The organism is Microbulbifer maximicatervae (SeqCode) (genome assembly GCF_052467695.1).
In genome coordinates this window covers 2,803,276-2,822,299 of record NZ_CP174320.1, presented here as the reverse complement: position 1 = coordinate 2,822,299, position 19,024 = coordinate 2,803,276, and the positions used below count along the sequence as shown (strand labels likewise).

12 protein-coding genes are annotated in these 19,024 nt (G+C 44.6%); 5 read left to right on the top strand and 7 right to left on the bottom strand.

Annotation, left to right across the window (positions count from 1 at the left end; genetic code table 11):
- Positions 1-115: 115 nt before the first annotated feature.
- Positions 116-1,075 carry an AraC family transcriptional regulator gene (locus ACJJI8_RS12395; RefSeq protein WP_444935167.1) on the bottom strand — a complete coding sequence of 320 codons (960 nt, stop codon included), beginning with the start codon at positions 1,073-1,075 and terminating at the stop codon, positions 116-118.
- Positions 1,076-1,311: 236 nt separating this feature from the next.
- On the opposite strand from ACJJI8_RS12395, the gene ACJJI8_RS12390 reads away from it, so the two are divergent.
- From ACJJI8_RS12390 to ACJJI8_RS12370, 5 genes are all read left to right on the top strand, one after another.
- Positions 1,312-3,228: a DUF3604 domain-containing protein gene (locus tag ACJJI8_RS12390; RefSeq protein ID WP_444932556.1), complete on the top strand. Its 1,917-nt coding sequence runs from the start codon at positions 1,312-1,314 to the stop codon at positions 3,226-3,228.
- Positions 3,229-3,333: 105 nt separating this feature from the next.
- On the top strand, positions 3,334-4,248 hold the full coding sequence (locus tag ACJJI8_RS12385) for a peptidylprolyl isomerase (RefSeq protein WP_444932555.1): 915 nt from the start codon (positions 3,334-3,336) through the stop codon (positions 4,246-4,248).
- Complete coding sequence (locus ACJJI8_RS12380) at positions 4,238-5,299, top strand: HupE/UreJ family protein (protein WP_444932554.1); 1,062 nt, start codon at positions 4,238-4,240, stop codon at positions 5,297-5,299. Before ACJJI8_RS12385 ends, ACJJI8_RS12380 begins: the two co-directional genes overlap by 11 nt.
- A gap of 224 nt (positions 5,300-5,523) precedes the next feature.
- The gene (locus ACJJI8_RS12375) at positions 5,524-5,982 is read left to right on the top strand and encodes a GNAT family N-acetyltransferase (RefSeq protein WP_444932553.1); all 459 of its coding nucleotides are present in this window, start codon (positions 5,524-5,526) and stop codon (positions 5,980-5,982) included.
- A 569-nt stretch (positions 5,983-6,551) separates the two neighbouring features.
- Complete coding sequence (locus ACJJI8_RS12370; RefSeq protein WP_444932552.1) at positions 6,552-9,569, top strand: thrombospondin type 3 repeat-containing protein; 3,018 nt, start codon at positions 6,552-6,554, stop codon at positions 9,567-9,569.
- A 594-nt stretch (positions 9,570-10,163) separates the two neighbouring features.
- On the opposite strand, the gene ACJJI8_RS12365 is transcribed toward ACJJI8_RS12370, so the two are convergent.
- The 6 genes from ACJJI8_RS12365 to ACJJI8_RS12340 all read right to left on the bottom strand — a co-directional run bounded on the left by ACJJI8_RS12365 (position 10,164) and on the right by ACJJI8_RS12340 (position 18,802).
- Complete coding sequence (locus ACJJI8_RS12365) at positions 10,164-11,681, bottom strand: MFS transporter (RefSeq protein ID WP_444932551.1); 1,518 nt, start codon at positions 11,679-11,681, stop codon at positions 10,164-10,166.
- 1,184 nt (positions 11,682-12,865) lie between these two features.
- Positions 12,866-13,888: a hypothetical protein gene (locus ACJJI8_RS12360; protein WP_444932550.1), complete on the bottom strand. Its 1,023-nt coding sequence runs from the start codon at positions 13,886-13,888 to the stop codon at positions 12,866-12,868.
- A 111-nt stretch (positions 13,889-13,999) separates the two neighbouring features.
- On the bottom strand, positions 14,000-15,088 hold the full coding sequence (locus ACJJI8_RS12355) for a hypothetical protein (RefSeq protein WP_444932549.1): 1,089 nt from the start codon (positions 15,086-15,088) through the stop codon (positions 14,000-14,002).
- Between the two features lie 388 nt (positions 15,089-15,476).
- The gene (locus tag ACJJI8_RS12350) at positions 15,477-16,271 is read right to left on the bottom strand and encodes a right-handed parallel beta-helix repeat-containing protein (protein ID WP_444932548.1); all 795 of its coding nucleotides are present in this window, start codon (positions 16,269-16,271) and stop codon (positions 15,477-15,479) included.
- Between the two features lie 487 nt (positions 16,272-16,758).
- Positions 16,759-18,393: a PepSY-associated TM helix domain-containing protein gene (locus ACJJI8_RS12345; protein WP_444932547.1), complete on the bottom strand. Its 1,635-nt coding sequence runs from the start codon at positions 18,391-18,393 to the stop codon at positions 16,759-16,761.
- A 4-nt stretch (positions 18,394-18,397) separates the two neighbouring features.
- Positions 18,398-18,802: a hypothetical protein gene (locus tag ACJJI8_RS12340; RefSeq protein WP_444932546.1), complete on the bottom strand. Its 405-nt coding sequence runs from the start codon at positions 18,800-18,802 to the stop codon at positions 18,398-18,400.
- Positions 18,803-19,024 lie beyond the last annotated feature (222 nt).

Here is a 19,024-nt window from a genome sequence, read left to right as displayed (position 1 = left end):
CTATAACTGGGTAGGTCGCAACAATTATAGAGAGGTTTCAATTTGATGATGAGGAACTCGACAATATGAGTCGGCGCTGCCGGGCATTCTCACATATTGTGATATTAAATCACTCTTAATCTACACATATTTCTGTTGAGGTATCTCTACTATGCTTACCCCGAAACTCTCGTGGAGATTTCCCAGTCCATTTTTTAAAGCTTCTGGAAAAACTACTGGTATCGCAGAACCCTAATTTGTAGGCGATTGACGTGATCGGGGTATCGCTTTGCTTAAGATACTGTACAGCCTGATGCTGGCGTATTTCATCTAGAACAGTCTGATAACTGGAACCTCTTTCTTTTAGTTTTCTATGCAAACCACGGCAACTAATACCAAGTTCCTTGGCCACGACCTCTTGTGAAAAATTACCTGAAGACACCAGATCAACAAGCACTCTACTGGTCATGCTAACTATGTCATTCTTCTGCAAACGCTCCAAGTAACCAATTAGGGCTTGCTCGTTGACTCTGACCAGCTCATCGTTTCCCGAAGAGAGCTTTCGATCAACAAACTCTTGTTTAAATCTAATCTCACAAATGTCTGCCGAAAAGTTAATTGGGCACTTATACATCAATTGATGCCGCTCAAGGGTGGCAGGTCTGTGCCTCTCCAGATTAATAGAAATCAAATGATGATGCACATCAGGGCATATCTTTCTGATGGACTTTATTAGCAAAGCCATAAAGGCATCTATAGCATGAATACTTGGATCATATGGGAAATTGTCAACCTTTTCCCAGGATACTACTACTTGCTGCTGTTCATCATGAACATTGATTCGCATAGCGGTGGTAACCACTTCTGAGAATCGAGCAGACCTCAGTAAGCTCTCCCTGATGGAGCTACTGGCCAAGTGGGCATAGCTTAGAGCGTGAAGGTTTGTATGATTAACATACTTAGTGACTTGCAGGCCGATACAATCATCACCTGATATAGATTCAGCGAGCCCCCATAGTTTTTTCATATTCTCTAAAGGAATTCTCTGGTTCGCATCCACTATGCATTTGGGGTCAATTTCTGCACGCTGCAAAATTTCTTGGGTAGAACAGAATGGTTTTAGGGCCTCAATAATAGGTAATACCCAGGTTGCAATGGTCGTGTGTCCTAATTGGTCAAGAGATTGGCTTTATTTGCAAAGAAACCTAAAAGCCAAATGATTAGCATCTAATCAATCACTTCCTTATTTACCAAGATTATCCTAACGATCCTGATATGTTAAGAGGATCTAGTCACCTAAAAGATAGCCAGCCGACGCTGGCAATTGGAAATATGAAAAATCCCATAAAAAGAATAGCACGTCTGGTAGGGCTTACATTATCCATCACTCACCTTGGTGTTGCAGCTAGTGAGCCCACTCAGGTTTTCTGGGGAGATATGCACCTTCATACCTCCTACTCATTCGATGCCTTTTTAAGCCAAAATTATTCGGCAACTCCGGACACCGCTTATCGGTGGGCCAAGGGACAACCGGTTATTCACCCCTACACTCATGCAAAAGTACGTATAGACACCCCGTTGGATTTTCTCGTGGTTTCAGATCACGCTGAAGGGCTGGGTGTTATGAGGGCAGTGGTGAATAAGACAGATGAGCTAGACAGCGATATGTCCTTATACCAGTCGATGATGCGCTGGTTTGCCAAGCAGCATATCCGATATAAAGTATCTATGAATGAAGGTATGGATATTTTCAATGAGTTACTGCCCGCTAAGGCTCTCGACACAGTAGCTCCCGCTGACCCTGTCCAGGACCCAGCTAACACGCCCCCTGAGCCCGTTCTTGGAGATCTGGATAAGACCCGGACAAGCGCATGGAGCGCAATAGTCGATGCCGCAGAGCGCCATAATAACCCGGGCACTTTTACCAGTTTTATTGGCTGGGAATGGAGCTCAACACCAACCGGGGCCAACTTACACCGGGTGGTAGTCTCCCCTGATGGGGCGGATAAAGCTAAGCAGTATCTTCCTTTTGGGGCTGATCAGAGCCAGTACCCAGAAGATTTGTGGTACTGGTTAGATGAGACATCTAAACGAACTGGCAGTGAATTCATTGCGATTCCCCACAACTCCAATGTATCCAAAGGCTATATGTTTGCAGAAACCACTCTGCGTGGTGAGCCAATTGATACCCAGTATGCACGTACACGCATGCGCTGGGAGCCCCTGGTTGAAATAACACAAATTAAGGGAGACTCAGAAACCCATTCAACGCTTTCCCCGGACGATCCTTTCGCAGACTTTGAGAATTATCCATTCTACCTACAAGCTGACCCGGAGTCGTACCGTGTCGCTAGAGGTGACTTCGTCCGATCCGCCTTGCGCTCTGGGCTGGAAATACAGAAAAAAATTGGTGTAAACCCTTATAAGCTGGGGTTCATAGGGTCGACAGATTCACATACGGGTATGTCAACTGCGGAGGAGAACAACTTTTGGGGCAAGTTTGCCCACGACTCAGTACCAAGCAGCAAGCGAACTAACACTGTCATTGGCGGAACCAAGGCTACAGGTTGGAACATGTCCGCTTCTGGACTCGCCGCCGCTTGGGCAGAAGAAAATACCAGAGAAAGCCTTTTCGCTGCATTTAAACGTCGTGAGGTATACGCCACTACAGGCCCTCGAATTCAGGTGCGCGTCTTTGCAGGCTGGAATTTTCCTAAGCACGCTATAGATGCTGAAAATATTGCTGAACTAGGTTATTCCCATGGAGTACCTATGGGGGGTGATTTAGTCAAACCACAAGGAACTGACCAACCAATTCAGCTACTTATACGCGCGACAAAAGATCCTAAAGGGGCGAACCTGGATCGAATTCAGGTGGTTAAATCTTGGTTGGACGCAGCGGGAAAAAGTCATGAGAAAGTAATTAATGTTGCCTGGTCTGGCGAACGCACGCTTAATAACCAAGGCCAGCTAAGGCCTGTGGGGGACACGGTAAATCGAGAAACGGGGCAATACACTAACAACATTGGCTCCATTGAGTTATCAACCCTATGGCAAGATCCAAAGTTTAATATAAACGAAAGAGCCTTTTACTATGTTCGGGTATTGCAAATCCCTACCCCGCGCCATTCACTCTACGATGCGATAGCTACAAAAGAAATCAATAATGGAAATATTCAGGTACCGACTGAAGGACCCGCTGTTATCCAGGAGCGCGCTTATACATCCCCAATTTGGTATACCCCCTGATACCGATAGGATACCTCGACGCTACAGCAAGCAAATAGCATATCTATAAAAGTAGCTTGCATACTGATATCAATACTCTCTGTAGGTTTCAATGGAGGAAGCTTCATGCAGCGGAAATTAGAGATTCTGAAAAGGGAGCCTTTGGTACACTTTTCTATTATCGCTTTAGTGCTATTCGTTGTCGCAGAGTTGTTAATAGAGGAGAATGGAACCAACTATGAAGATACCTTGCTTATCAGCGAGGACATACTAATTGAGCACCTCCAATTCCAGAAAAAAACATTTAACCAGAGTTTTGCACGGCGTTATTGGGAGGGCTTGACTCAGCCAGAGAAGTCCAACCTGATTAATGATTACATTAAAGAAGAAGTACTTTACCGTGAAGCCCTTAATCTAGGCCTGCAGAAGCATGATCAGATTATACGACGACGCCTTATTCAAAAGCTGGACTATGTAAATGGTGGCTTTTCCAGTAACACTGATATTAGTGAAGAAGACCTGGAAAACTACTTCCAGCTTCATCGCGAAAAATATCGAATTGAAGCATCTATTACCTTCACTCATGTTTTCTTTGATTTTAGACGTCACTCTAAAGAAAAATTAGAGAAGACTGTTAAGCAGAGCTTGAACCACTTAATAAAGCAGTCTGTTCCATTCGAGGAATCCGCCCTCTACGGAGACAGATTTATCTTTCATCGGAATTATGTAGATCGTACTCTCCATCTAGTGGCCAGCCATTTCGGAGATAATTTGGCAGAAAGTATCTTTCAACTACCATTGAATACCTGGTCCGGTCCATTTGAATCTCCGTATGGTCTACATCTAATTTTGGTTAGTGAAAACAAAACAAGCCGTCTACCCAGCTTTAGAGAAGCCTCCCCCTTAGTCCTTGAAGATTATCGACGAAATAAAATGGAGGAAAACAGACAACTTAGGATACAAGAGCTGTTGGCAGGCTACAGAATAGAGAGGGATGCCTCGATACCATATGTACCTGTGGATATCACCTATGTCAACTAAAAATCCCTACAAGATCATCAAAGCCATTCTATTCTTATTGTTACTTACAACAACTAGCAATTTTAGTTTCGCTCATGACGGAAGACCGATATACATTGAGTTAAAAGAAGTCACGGAAAGCAGCTATATCCTTCGATGGAAAATCCCGCCTATCATGCAGCCAGGCACTGAACCTGAGATACACTTAAAGGGCGAATTCTGCCAAATACAACCAGAGATAACAGGGCCTGCCGGACCCAACGTGAAGAGTTACCTATGCAGGAACCCCCACCCAAACAATTTTACAAGGCTATATAATCCCCTAACTATAAAAATCACATACCCCATTGCCAATCCAGCCTTATCGAGCTTAATTCATTTTGAAAAATCAGACGGTGACACTATTAATCTCTTTAATAGCCCCAAGGTCTTAGAGATAAATTTACCTTCCCGCCTAACTATTTGGGATTGTGTCAAACAATATATTGAAGCAGGTTTCTTACATATATTGGAGGGCTATGATCACTTACTATTCGTGTTATGTTTAGTCTTTATCGCCAGAAATTTTAGAAGCACTTTAATAGCGATTAGCGGATTTACGTTAGGCCACTCCCTCACCCTGGGGCTCGCAAGTTTAAACTTATTCACCATAAGAGTAGATGTTGTTGAAGTGTTGATCCCATTGAGTATTATGCTGTTAGCCGCAGAAATTGTATACGCGCATAATGGACAGAGTAAAACGAGTTTAACCCGACGCTACCCTGCGATTGTTGCCAGTGGCTTTGGATTACTTCACGGATTTGGTTTTGCCAGTGCGCTAGCGGAATTAGGCCTTCCTCACAGCAGTAAAATCACCGCATTATTTAGCTTTAATATAGGTGTAGAACTGGGGCAGATATTATTTGTCTTGGTTTTGATTTTCTTATCATCTACAGTTCAGTGGATATTCTCGAACTGGAAGATCTCAATTTTGTATCAACACTTTCTAACACAATCAAAATACGCTATTTATCCAGTTGGAGTAGTCAGTGGGTATTGGGCAATTGAAAGGACCGTTGGGCTAATTTCCTAATCAAACAAAGCTTGAATCACAAAAGCTGCTTCAAGACTTACAATCTGCTATCCTCACGCAATCACACAGATCACGGCCTGCAGTAGAGGCCAGATACAAGTATGAATTGACCGCCACTCAATAGAAATTTGTCTAGCTTTGTTAGCCCACACCAAAGTCAGATACAGGCCTTTGTAGAGTTGGAGCAGTTTTTATGACCAAATCTATCACCACTGAAAATAAAGATGTTAAATTTTAGAACAGCACTTATAGAAGACCTTCCTGATTTACTTAAGCTGGAACAGTGTCTTATCGAAGCCGAAAGGCCATACAATTCATCCATTAAAGCTGAATCAGCATTCTATTATGATATAGAAAAGTTGATACTATCTGATGACTCATATCTTCTGGTAGTTGAAATCGAAGGTGAGGTTATTGGAACGGGATATGCCCAGATTCGAAGCTCAAAAATATCTCTTGATCATGAGCGGCATGCTTATCTGGGATTTATGTATGTATCACCAGCGCACCGAGGAAAGGGCATTAACTCAAAGCTAATAGAAAAATTAATTGCATGGGGTAAACAGAATGGAGTTCAAGATTTCTACCTTGATGTTTACTCTCAAAATAGCTCCGCGATAAAAGCCTATGAAAAAGTTGGCTTCCAACCATCACTTATGGAAATGAAGTTAAATCTTAAATAGAAAGTTCACAGCTTATAAACCCAGGTGATGCCGATGCCCTTGGCTCACCTGATTTACACCAGGCGATTTCAAAGAGTGTTATTAAAAAAGCCTTAGCCAATATACTTCGATCTAAATACCTGCCTGCAAGATTTATAATCAACTTGATATGGCGGGGTAATTCCCCATCTTAGTAGCGGCTTAATCAGGCTCAGAATCAGATTCCACTTTAGAAAGAGTCAAGAGCAACAGCAAATCAAGCTGTCAAATTATCTATTCCATTATATTTTATGGCGTAAATTTGTCTTCACTAATTACACGCTTTATCACCCATAAATTATCCCGCCAAAATTTCGCCATTCATCACACTTTTAGTGAGAAAGAACGCATAGTTACCACACTCATAAACGGTTGTGCGCCATAACTTTAGTATTAGAAATACGCACAACCAAAATAATGACATCTATCTAAAAATAAGCCGGAGTCCAAGTGCGCCAGCATAAATGATTTATTGCAGGCGTATTTTTTATAGGTCTACTGCGCTTGTCCGACAGATAACAAAAATGGATTTTGTTCGGGAGATTATGACCATGCGTCTACCTTCGCTTATTGCGATACTATTTTCATTGGTGCTTTTAAGTGCCTGCGGTTCTGATGGAGGCCGGGGCGATGCCGCCGATGACTTGCTCCCGCCCCCTGGCGTCACAGACTCAGATGGTGACGGTATCGATGATGATAATGACAATTGTCCGAGTGTTAGTAATTCAGACCAGGATGATTTAGATAGCGACGGCAGCGGTGATGCCTGTGATACTGATGACGATGGCGACTCCCACCCAGACACTTCAGACAACTGCCCACAAACCCCAAATTCGGACCAAGCCGACAGTGATAGCGACGGCATAGGCAATGCCTGTGACAGTGATCTGGATGGCGACAATGTCCCCAACGATTCTGACAACTGCCCTGCTGATTCAAATAGTGAGCAGGGTGATATCGATGGCGACGGCGTCGGGGATGTGTGCGACAACGACCGCGACGGGGACAACTACACCGACAGCTTGGATAACTGTCCAGATGTAGCCAACCCAGACCAGTCGGATCAGGACAATGACGGTATCGGCGACGCCTGTGACGAAGATAGCGATACTGACAATGACGGCCACGACGACGGCCAGGATAATTGCCCAGCGGTATCCAACCCGGACCAAGCCGACCTTGACGGCGACGGCATTGGCGATGCCTGTGACAGCGATGACGACGGTGATGGCGTAGACGATCAAGACGACAACTGCCCAACCGCAGCCAACTCCTCACAAACCGACCAGGATGGTGATGGTATAGGTGATGCCTGTGATGACGATGCGGACAGTGACGGCATCGATAACGAAGATGACAACTGCCCATCCACCCACAACCCGAGCCAAGACGATAACGACGGAGATGGCATTGGCGACGCCTGTGACAGCGACGACGACAATGACTCTGTCGATGATGAGGTCGACAACTGCCCCAGCCATAGCAATACCGACCAAAGTGATATCGACGAAGACGGTGTCGGCGATGCCTGTGATAGCGACCAGGATGGTGATGGCATTGATAACGACGATGATAACTGCCCTGCTACCGCCAATTCAGACCAAAGCGATATTGATAGTGACGGGCAAGGCGATAGCTGTGACAGCGATGATGACGGCGATGGTATAGACGATAGTAATGACAACTGCCCGGCCGTTGCCAACGATGATCAAACCGATACCGACGGCGACGGCACCGGCGATGCCTGCGACAGCGATCGCGATGATGACGGCGTTGAAAATGAAAATGACAACTGCCCCCTGGTGCCCAACGCAGATCAAACAGATACAGATGGTGACGGTTACGGAGATGCCTGCGATGACAACACCGATGTCGACGGCGATCAGGTACCTGACAGCGTCGACAACTGTGTACTCATCCCCAACACCGATCAAACTGATCAGGATGGAGATGGTGTCGGGGATGCCTGCGATAGCGATCTGGACGGCGACGGCACCGATAACGATGGCGACAACTGCCCATCGATACCCAACTCAGACCAACTTGATACTGACGGGGATGGCAGTGGCGATATCTGTGATAGCGACGACGACAACGACGGCGTCGATGACATAGCCGATAACTGCCCCACTGAATCCAATAGTAATCAAACAGATACCGACGGGGATTCAGTTGGTGACGCCTGCGATCCAGACCTCGATGGCGACGGTATCTTCAATGACGACGATAACTGCCCCTATGTCAGCAATACACTACAGGAAGACAGTGATAACGACGGAATCGGCGATGCCTGCGACGGCGACAACGATAACGACGGCGTAGATAACGCTAACGATAACTGCCCGGATACTGCCAATAGCGATCAGTCGGATATCGATCAGGATGGCGTTGGTGATGTCTGTGACAGCGACCGGGATGGCGACACAGTCCCGGACACTTCCGACAACTGCCCGGCTATTCCAAATGATGATCAAGCCGATCAGGACGGTGACGGCATCGGCGACGCTTGTGATGATGACAGTGACACCGACAATGATGGCCACGACGACGGTGAAGACAATTGCCCAGCCATTCCCAACCCGAATCAAACGGACACGGATGGTGACGGTGTCGGCGATGAGTGTGATAGCGATGCCGATGGCGATGGCACGGACAACACCGATGACAATTGTCCACTAACGCCAAACGACCAAACCGATACTGACGGTGACGGTCTTGGGGATGCCTGTGACGAAGACCTGGATGGTGACGGCGTTAATGATGACGTCGACAACTGCCCAATGATTCCGAATCCAGGGCAAGAAGACGGCGATAACGACGGTGCCGGAGATCTCTGCGATAACGACCGCGACGATGACGGTCTTGATGATACCGTCGACAACTGCCCCGCGATTCCAAATCCAAACCAAACCGATACTGATGGTGATGGAGTGGGAGATGTTTGCGATGCAGACCTGGATGGGGACGGAGTAGAAAACGATCTCGATAACTGTCCCCAGACTCACAATCCCAACCAGGAGGACTCTGATAACGATGGTATCGGCGACGCCTGCGACCTCGAATCAGGCCTGTCCTGTGCAGCGTTTGAAGATTTGGAGATCGTTAACGGTGTAGATGCAGACCTGACTTACGGAATTGAACAGCCCTGTGATGGATGTTCTATTACTGCAGTAGAAAGGGTATTTAACGGCGTCCTATCTGATGCAGCCAGAATGGAAGTTGTCAGCGGTGCGGGCGGCTCTACCCATATTCAAATCAACCACCACTCGGTTAAAGAGGGACGCCATGTGGTCGGTTTCCTGGTAGAGCACACCACACCACTGCTGGATATCATCTACCTCAACACCATCACAATCAGTACATACTTGGATGGAGTAGCTACTGGAGAGTCCATCAGCGGGTATCGTCTGGCCCCATTTAAAGTCAATGGTGCACGCAATCACCGCCTGCTATTAGTCACCACCAATAGTGACTTTGATCAGGTCAGGCTATCTTTGAGCGGCTTGAGCTTTATAAACAACCAACTGGATGTTTACCTGGCCTGCTCAAAAGCTGTGGGCCAACCATAACTAAAAGAAGAAATAAAAAGCCCCGGTACGCCGGGGCTTTTTATTTACAATTAAATTGAAAGGAATAAAGCACATAAAGAAAACCAATTCCAACCTTTAAAACAATAAAGAACGCAAGCTAAAGAACTTATTTACCCCCCACCTATTCCCCATACACCAAAAATTACAAAATCAAAAATCCTAAAAATAAAACTTTTTTAAACATTCAAGATAGGTCTGGTCAAATTGACAGCGGAGCGCCTTATAGTTACTGACCAGTAAGTTACTACTGGGGTGGAAGGAAAGAATACACCGCACTCGAGACACGCTGTGAATACATCCCTGTAAGCTCCTAATCGGCATCCATGCCTCATAGGGTCCCAAGCGCGGTGTATTCTTTCCTTCTCCCTTTTTAGTAACTATATATTGGCCGGCTTATATTTTAGCCATAGTTGACAATTAAACTTATAGTCACTCGAACGCCTCTCAGAAGCCATTCCAGCTGCAATTAGACTTTAGAAAAAATATGGACTTGCCATTATCAATAACATGCAGATGTATCTGTACATTCGGATGTGAAGTACTTGACGAGGAACTCCATGGTTTTTTTAATGATTAGCCAACGTCATCAAGTGACTTCCCCGTCATTTCTATCCGGTACTTCCAGGTTATCATTGCGCCAATCAAGGAAGTCACCGCTAGTGCACTAAGCAACATACTTGCGCCAATGTCGCTAAGTAAAATTGGAAAAAAAAATGCGATTGCGACACCCCCGAACTTTGAGATGGATGCGGCCAATCCCGCACCAGCACCACGATAGCGGGTCGGGAATACCTCCCCAGCGATTAGATAAGTCTGAGAATTTGGCCCCATATTATTCATCAAGTTGAACAACATCAACCCCCCGAAAATGAATGGTAACTGCTGGCTAGTATTTAAAGATTCTCCATAAGCGGCAATAAGAAGGCCGAGTGCACAACCAAGGAAGCCAAGAACTTGCAATCGGATACGCCCCACCCTATCCACAAATATAATTGCTAGAATAACGCCAACTACCAGCATTACATCGATTAATGCTGCCCCTTTCGCCGCCTCGACTTTGTTATGGATTAATTCCGAAATGGAGTGTGCATGGGGTGACGCATATCCAAGCACATTCGCTAAAATTACTGGCGTGAAGATACCAACGCCATAGGTTCCCAAATCCTGCAAAAACCAGGGAATAGAAGAGAGTTTGATTGCTTTTCGAGAATTCTTATCCTGAAGTAAATGCTTAATACTCGATAGTTCACCTATCTTTTTCTCATTCGTCTCCGCTGTGGCAACATTCTTCAATAAGAATCTGGACGGGTATGGAGGATCTCTTTTCAACAGTTGGCTGATAGATTTCTCCGCCTCAGGCATGCGACCTTTAGCCAGAAGCCACATCGCACTCTCTGGAATATAGAAACGACCAATCGTGATCAAAATCGCTGGAACAATCGCCGCAGCATACATATACCGCCAAGCTTCCAGAGAGGGGTACCAAGAGAGGACCAAAAATGCGAGACCTGTCCCCACCAAAATTCCAACAGCCTGAAAACTAAAGGCTCCGAGAACTAGCCTGCCCCGCATCCGCGATGCCATACTTTCAGAGATCATCATGTGAGCTGTGGGATAATCACATCCAAGCGCCAATCCCAGACCAAATAATGAAATAACAATCACGAGAAAAGAGTCTGCGAAAGTCAATATCACCAGGAAAAAGATAAACATGATCATCTCAGCGATGAACATTTTCCGCCGGCCATAATGATCGCTGAGCCCTCCCAGGGTTATCGCTCCAACCAGAATTCCAAACAATGTCGCCGATGTCACAAAGCCAACACTAAAGGCAGATAAACCAAATTCTTTAGCGATCAGAGTATGAGATACCCCGGTCATAAAGACGATCATACCCTCAAAGAATTTACCAGCTGTAGCAAGCCACCAGATTCGCCACTGCATTGACGTAAAAATATTTTGGGGAATAGAGGTTCCATCACGCCAAACAGGGGTTTCATCAATGTAATAGTCTGCAGAACGGTGTTCGCTCAACTGGGCATTTTTAGTCGGTGACGGATTTGAAGTGCCATCAGACTGTTTTCTCTCCATGATCGCCTTCTTAAATGTCCCTATGAGTTGGAATAACACTAGCCCAAAGTGATGACAGCTAGTTGATTTAAATATAAGAATAAAGAAGAATCGGTAGGTGCTACCTGTAACTACATTAGGGGGAGGCAATTGGTGACATTTTTAGGTGAAAACACACTTTAGCGTATCTATGATTTTCAGCCATTGATAACTACAAGAACTTGTATGGGCAGCGAACTAGCCAGAACTTCAATAAACTCATATCACCTCTTACACAGAAACCCATTGATCATTATATTATCGTTAGTTTTACGGGCCTACCGATTGACCGGATAAATCTCAAGCAAGGATGGAACAATTGGCGATGTAGGCAAGAAGGCTCAACGCAAAGTCCTAAAATTTCCTGTGAGGATTTCAACTTAAAGCTTAGGAAAATATAAATCTAAAAAGGTAAGTCCATGATACTGCCTTTATCAACACACCGAAGTAATGAAGTAGTTGGGAAAAATTGGTGAAAACATGGTGGCAATACAAAAAAGACCAAAGAGCAAGTAAAGAACGGACCTCAACACGCACTGGAAAAAGAAAAATAACGAGAGACTCTATGAATATAAAACTAAGTTTGCATAGACACCAAACACAAACTAACCCATGATTATGCAATCAATTTTACTGGGCTAGCACAGACGCGATCTGACACTTACCAGTTTCTTAAGAGACTTCCTTATAAGTGAATATTATTCTTACCGCTATTCACACCGACCCCATACAACGCCAAGGGATATAACTTCCATTAGATTTGAGAAGTATACTTAAAGTAGCTCACTACTAGCACTTGGACCCAACACTCCACCATTTCACTAGGAATATAAAATTTCCTGCACGACTAGATAAACAACCTTCTCAATTCGTTGTATAGAAGCCTGGCCATGATCGAAATTAAAGAAAATATATTATGCCCAGGGAATCACTTATCTTTTTCTTCACTGGTAGCCTCACAGCATTTCTAAGCGTTAATAAATTTTAAATATTCTCCCATATAAGTTTTAGAGCTAAAAATTCAGAAGATAAGAAACACTTAAAATAAGAACCCATAAATTCAACTTGAAAAAAAGACCTGGTAACCTATACCTGATAGCAACCTACAAATAGAGCTTCCTAAACTGGGAAGCTCTATTTCACATATATTCAAAGATGAAATAACACTATTGTAGACCCAGCACTACATTATTATCCCCCAGCTGGCTTGCGGTAGCTAGATTGTTAAGTGTTGTTTGACTAAGCGTCAACTGGTTAGTATCACCGGTTTGCACTGCAACAGCGGTATTAAAACTCTCCAGCTGTACTATTAGCGAGGTATTGAGCAAACCACTAAACTGCAGTGTTTCTGCAAAGTTAAATCCATTACTCTGTACGGTCTCTGCAGAATTTAATCCACCAAACTGCTCCGTTAATGCCGTATTAAAAGCACCAATTTGCAAGTGAATAATTTCAAGACTGGTGCCATTTTGAACAGCAAAACTATCGTGACCAACCCCCTGCTGAGTATTGTCAATTAAATTAGTATTGCCTCCCTGCAGAGCTACAGAGTTGGAGAATGACGCTGAGTTTTGCGTAATACTCACTATCATTGAGTTTCCCGCCTGAAAACCCAATGCATTATTTTCTACACCTGAATCCTGACTCATAAGGAAATTCAGGCTTTCACCGACCTGAACCATAGTTGCCATATTACCAAAACCATTAGTTTGAGATAGAAAACCTGTATTGGAGCTGCCTAATTGAGTAATACTGGCAGAATCATTCACACTATCAGCCTGTATCACAGAAATATCATGATTTGATCCAGCCTGAAAAACGTAGGAATAATCACCTTCCGTATCTGCCTGAAGCGAGTTTGCAGAACTCCCCTCTCCAAACTGATTTTGTATTGATGTTGACAAGACGGAATCCATTTGCACAGCATTTGCAGAGAGGTTACTACCGACTTGCCTCTGGATAATCGTGCTAAATTCTGTCGATGATTCCTGCATAGCAACAGCTTGGTTACTCTCACCAATCTGCAATTGTATAATCGTACTACCATTTACTGTTGGGTCACTCTGTTCACCAGTTGCAGAATTTCCACTTCCAATCTGTGTAACCTGATAAGTGTTATCGGCAGAAAAAGCGACTGCACTGGCCATCGCAACAAACACGCCGAGTGAAATAGGCTTCATCACATTCATCACTAACTCCTTTTAAGCAGCCGGCTACAGAGTAGCCAACTGCTAAATATCTGTATAAACAAATATTCAACCTTGAAGATTAAATAATTAAAAAGATATTTATATCAGGATTTACTGTAACCCTAAGACAACATTACTATCACCTACCTGAGTGGCAGATGCAATATTGTTAATCGTCGTCTGGCTTAAAGTGACCTGATTAGAATTGCCTAACTGGGAAGTAGTTCCTGTATTGAAACTAGCAAGCTGAGCTATCACTGAAGAGTTTCCGGACCCTCCTAGCTGCAAAATACCTGCATTATTAAAACCACCAGTCTGTGCAGTTTCGGCAGTATTAGAGCTGCCAAATTGCTCACTCTGGGACACGCTAAAGTCACCTGCCTGCAAGAGTTCGGCACTATTTGAATCACCAAACTGTAGGGAATAGGCTTCATTAGAGACACCTGCCTGAGAATGTCTAGCGAACAGGCCTTCTCCTACCTGTCGTATTTCACTGTAATTCCCAATCGATTGCTGGGAAGTCTCTGCTTGGTTATTACTCCCAGCCTGGGAAATAATAACCGTAGAATCAAAGGCAAGGGTTTGACTCACATCTAAATCGTGAGAGCTTCCAAATTGTTCTGTAGTGATACTATTCCCGACACTCAAATTTTGCACAATTACCGCACCCTGATCACTGCCCTCCTGAAGGGATGAGACTGTATTCCCAGCAGTTCCATTTTGAATAACAGTTATTTCACTTGAATCGCCTATTTGTATGACACTGACAAATTCGCCAAGAGTCCCAGATTGAATTAGGGATGTGTCATGATTCTCACCAATTTGAACTACCAGTAAAGTACTAAGTTCAGCAAATTGCTGTAGAGTACCTGCCGAGTTATTACTACCAACCTGCTCCACAAAGGTGCTTGATAACACTGAGCCGCTCTGAGTTGATTCTATATAGTTGCTATCACCAATTTGGGATTGCTGAATCAAACTGAAAGAGGTAAAAAGATTCTGGGTTGCATACACCTCGTTGTCATCACCCACCTGAACTTGAACAACGGTATTGCCAATAGCAGAAGGATCGCTTTGCTCTGAGTTTGCGGTATTACCCGACCCTACCTGAAGAACATCATAGGTGTTATCTCCAGCGAAAGCGGCAGTACCGCTCATAGAAAGTAAAACAGCTGCTGCGATAGGTCTGTACATGTTCATCCAATACTCCTTAAAGATGACAGGTCCAGCTCGAAAGCTTTTACGACGATTTTTTCAAGAAAGCAGCATCATTGAGTAGAACAAATATTGAGGTCGTGGCGCATTGCATGGGCCACTTAGGGGCGGGCGGTGACAGTTGAATGACTAGCTTCATAAGCCAAACTCATACTACTTCGCATACAAACATCAATATTGCGATACTTCTTGAGTAATAAAACGATGCTGAATTCAGTATTGATAAGAAACAGAGGTTTTTCTATGAGAGATTAGTTGTATGCTAGTGGGAAGAAAGTATCCTGTTTACACAGGCGAACAACCAGAGAGTGAGTATTTCTTACTAGAAAATGAAGGAGCAGCCATACACTTCGACTACTCCATAGATTATTATTTAATCTAAACAACTCGGATCAGCCGTATCAAAAATATTTCCATACCATAAATTGGTAGACATACAGGCATCCGGATTTGAGTCAACCAAGTCACCATCCGGATTTCCTGTTGCTATATTTCCGGTAATCAAATAATCACTTTGACCCCCTCCCTCCATTGATATTCCAGTCTGTCCATTATTTGTCACTATGTTTTGAACAACCAAGCCACCAGAAGAAGGGTCAATGACTATTCCTTCACCATTATTGTTATCACAAATATTCTGAGCAACTAATGAGTTATCACCGTTAATCAATATCCCGCTAGAGGTTCCTCCTTGGTTATCTATAAGAAAATTACCAATTACTTGACTGTTAGAACCTTGAATTTCAATCCCTCGATTAAAGAAACCAGTAGCAGTAGAACCATTCACAATATTATTTTCGCTTATTAACCAAATACCGACGTCGATACCATCTTGCACAGTCATCGTTTGAATACTATGAAACCCATCCCCATCCACAAAAATACCTATTGCACATCCATCCACCACTCCATTTGAAAGAACAGCCGCGTTGCCCAGGACGTCAATACCTCTAGAGGATCCACCGCCACACTCCAAGGTGAATCCATTCATATCTAAACTTCCAGTTGGCCCCTCAATCGTTAGCGCCGGCGTACCACTACAATTTAATAGATCTTCAGTGAGAATCTCTGCGCTTGTAATAGTATCTCCACACTCCACCGCTGCCACTGACACAAAGGGAAGAGCCAATATTGCTGACACTAGAAGCTTCACATCCATTAGTTTCATATGCCATACCTTTAAGTCTGTAAAAAAACAATTAATAAAGTTCGCATCCGAAGATTTTACTTTTAACGGAGGCGAAGCATTTTTTAGTCTAGCTACGGTTATTAACTTAACGATAAGAAAATTTTCTCATACCTTAAATTTTGAAATTAAAACAAATTGACACTGAATAATCCTTTCGGCCTAGGACCTAATAAAACCCAAGCACATCAAACGACGTAATGTCTTCATTTAAATTAGCGCCTTCTATTTAGCAAGTAGCAATGCAAAGCCTATTAGCTTTTATACGCTCTCTGTCTACTCAGGATCAAAATCTAATAAAAAAGGAGTGGGCAATTCAACTTATTTATAAACGCATAAGTACAAGAATTGGAGTCAGCCTGTCTAGCAATACCTATAGAGACATCAGGCACGAACTCAAGGTAAAATAATCATTCCAATAGTACCCATATATCATCAAAAAAGGGGCTCTGAATAGAGCCCCTTTTAATTATCCTGATGCCTGTGGATGGGTATCAGGTAAAGGATTTTGAATACTGCTCTCTACTGCGGGTTTCTCCACAAGTTCAGACCATACACTGTCCGCTTCGATTTTTGCCCGCCGCTTGCGAAGATGAATCAAGAGTAAAACAAATGATACACCTATCAGTAGCGCAACAAAGTCAACCGCCCATACCAGAGTCGCAGCTCCCAGCAACTCGCCATTTATAAGTGAGCTAATTGGTATCAGGAAAATAGTGGCAATACAGAAGGTAAGAAGCTGTCGAGCAGCAGCCATGGGACGACGTATAAATGCCCAGATCAGCGCAAATAAGAACCCTGTGTAATAAGCGGCTTTCTGCCAAAACTCAATATCCACCTGCGCATGGGGCAGCCATTTAACTGCCAGCATACTAGCGGCGACCCCCAAGATAGTGCCCAGCCCAACCCCCACTGTGAGCTTTGCCATTACCACTGATGAGGTTGTTTGTACCGGCAGCGCCCCCTGCCCCCTGCGTTTTTTGCGGCGGCTTTCAATCCACAGCAGATTGCCGGTGAGGAATATCAGCGCTCCCATAATGCCGAGAATAAAGTACACCCAGCGCACGGCATTTCCACCAAAACTGCCAAAATGCAGCGAGAAAAAACTCATTACTGCGCCACTGTACCCATTCAAGTTGCTGGGTAGAAAGCTGCTATAGGGAATCTCCCTTTGATAGGGATTACCGAGCACATAGCCGTACTCAGCACCGCGCACCACCTCGCCATGCATGATTCCACCTACTCGCATACGCGGAGCGCGGGTATCCAGGTTCATATAGAGGATTTCCGCCATCTGGAATTTGGGCTCCCCCTCCTGAATCACAGCTTCCAACTCTGCGACCGGCACCAACTCAGAGAAGCTCTTCACCTCTGTTGGCGCCGGGCGAGTGAACATGGGGGAATCTCCGTAGACCGCCACGCGCAGGGCACCATAAAGTGGATCATGGAAGGCAAACACGAAGGCGGTAAAAGCGATAATCAGGTGGAACGGCAGCGAGGTAATACCCAATACATTGTGAAAATCCAGCCAGTAGCGCTTGCGGTTCTTTCCCTTTCGGAGTACCAATAAATCCTTGAACCAAGTGGGCAGGAAAACAATCAGGCCCGAAATTAGCGCGACAAAATACAGAGCCGCCACAACACCCAATACATAAGTACCAAAAGCATCGTGGCCCTCACCACCGGGAATACCGGCAGTGCGATGTAAATGGTCTACAAATTCACCAATGGCGGAAACCGTAAAGCTTTGAGTGATTAGCTCCCCTTTCTCATTGAAACTCGCATACCAGAGAGTATGGTCATGGGTTTCTTCATCCTCGATTTCCCAACTCACCGGTGCCGCCTGCAGACCCGCCAGAGGCAATTGGACAGTCATCTGTTTTGCTGCTTCCGGGTGCGCCTGCAGAACCTCGGAAATAAGGCTGTCATACTGATCGATAGAAATACTTGGCAGGGTGGTCTCAGGCTGCAGAGCCCATTGATTGAGGGGCCCTTTAAACATGGTCAAGGCACCAGCGACAAAAGCGATATACAGAAACAAGCCCGCAAGAATACCGGTCCAGGTATGCACGCTCTTATAAGTTTTAATCAATTCAACGCGCATATTCTTAGACTCCGAATCTCGCTACCCACATCAGGGTAAACAGCACCAAATTTAGCCCCAGGTAGAGAGACAACATACGTCTGACACTAATAAACAGGTAAACCAGACTTACCAAAGTGAGCCAGACAGGTGTGATCAGCCACATCACGAATTGGCTTTTATCATCGACCACTACATCACCGGGGCCCCACAGAGCAATCAACCCAGCAACGGCAACTGCAATGGGTAACCCCAAGAAAACTGCACACAGGCTTTTTACCCACCAGTGGGTTTTATAGCCTTCTAACCCTTTTTCAATTCTCTTCTTTTTCTTTGCCAAGACTTTGCCTGGCTTATCCAGCACTCCGCTAAAAGGCAGCAGTCCCAGCGCTAACATAAAAGTACTAAGAAGCGTAAATGAAGCTGACATTGCCGAAAAATTTTGGTGGAAAAGCGCCCAGGAAATGAAAAGGAGCGCAAAACTGATGAGAAGAGCGGGGTAAAACTGGATTGGTCTCTGCTCACGCCACTGCTGATTGGGACACCCTAAATAAAGGACAGAAGACGCAAGGACACAACTCAATAGGCCGAGTCCCGTTAAAACTGAGGAATACATTTCTAGTTTCACTTAAGAGTTAGAAGCACTACCACT

Excerpts from the sequence above, each read along its gene's own strand:
- ACJJI8_RS12380 (WP_444932554.1), top strand. The coding sequence starts at position 4,238 with ATGTCAACTAAAAATCCCTACAAGATCATCAAAGCCATTCTATTCTTA.
- ACJJI8_RS12390 (WP_444932556.1), top strand. The coding sequence starts at position 1,312 with ATGAAAAATCCCATAAAAAGAATAGCACGTCTGGTAGGGCTTACATTA.
- ACJJI8_RS12375 (WP_444932553.1), top strand. The coding sequence starts at position 5,524 with ATGTTAAATTTTAGAACAGCACTTATAGAAGACCTTCCTGATTTACTT.
- ACJJI8_RS12365 (WP_444932551.1), bottom strand. The coding sequence starts at position 11,681 with ATGGAGAGAAAACAGTCTGATGGCACTTCAAATCCGTCACCGACTAAA.
- ACJJI8_RS12355 (WP_444932549.1), bottom strand. The coding sequence starts at position 15,088 with ATGAACATGTACAGACCTATCGCAGCAGCTGTTTTACTTTCTATGAGC.
- ACJJI8_RS12360 (WP_444932550.1), bottom strand. The coding sequence starts at position 13,888 with ATGAATGTGATGAAGCCTATTTCACTCGGCGTGTTTGTTGCGATGGCC.
- ACJJI8_RS12340 (WP_444932546.1), bottom strand. The coding sequence starts at position 18,802 with ATGTCAGCTTCATTTACGCTTCTTAGTACTTTTATGTTAGCGCTGGGA.
- ACJJI8_RS12370 (WP_444932552.1), top strand. The coding sequence starts at position 6,552 with ATGCGTCTACCTTCGCTTATTGCGATACTATTTTCATTGGTGCTTTTA.
- ACJJI8_RS12345 (WP_444932547.1), bottom strand. The coding sequence starts at position 18,393 with ATGCGCGTTGAATTGATTAAAACTTATAAGAGCGTGCATACCTGGACC.
- ACJJI8_RS12385 (WP_444932555.1), top strand. The coding sequence starts at position 3,334 with ATGCAGCGGAAATTAGAGATTCTGAAAAGGGAGCCTTTGGTACACTTT.
- ACJJI8_RS12350 (WP_444932548.1), bottom strand. The coding sequence starts at position 16,271 with ATGAAACTAATGGATGTGAAGCTTCTAGTGTCAGCAATATTGGCTCTT.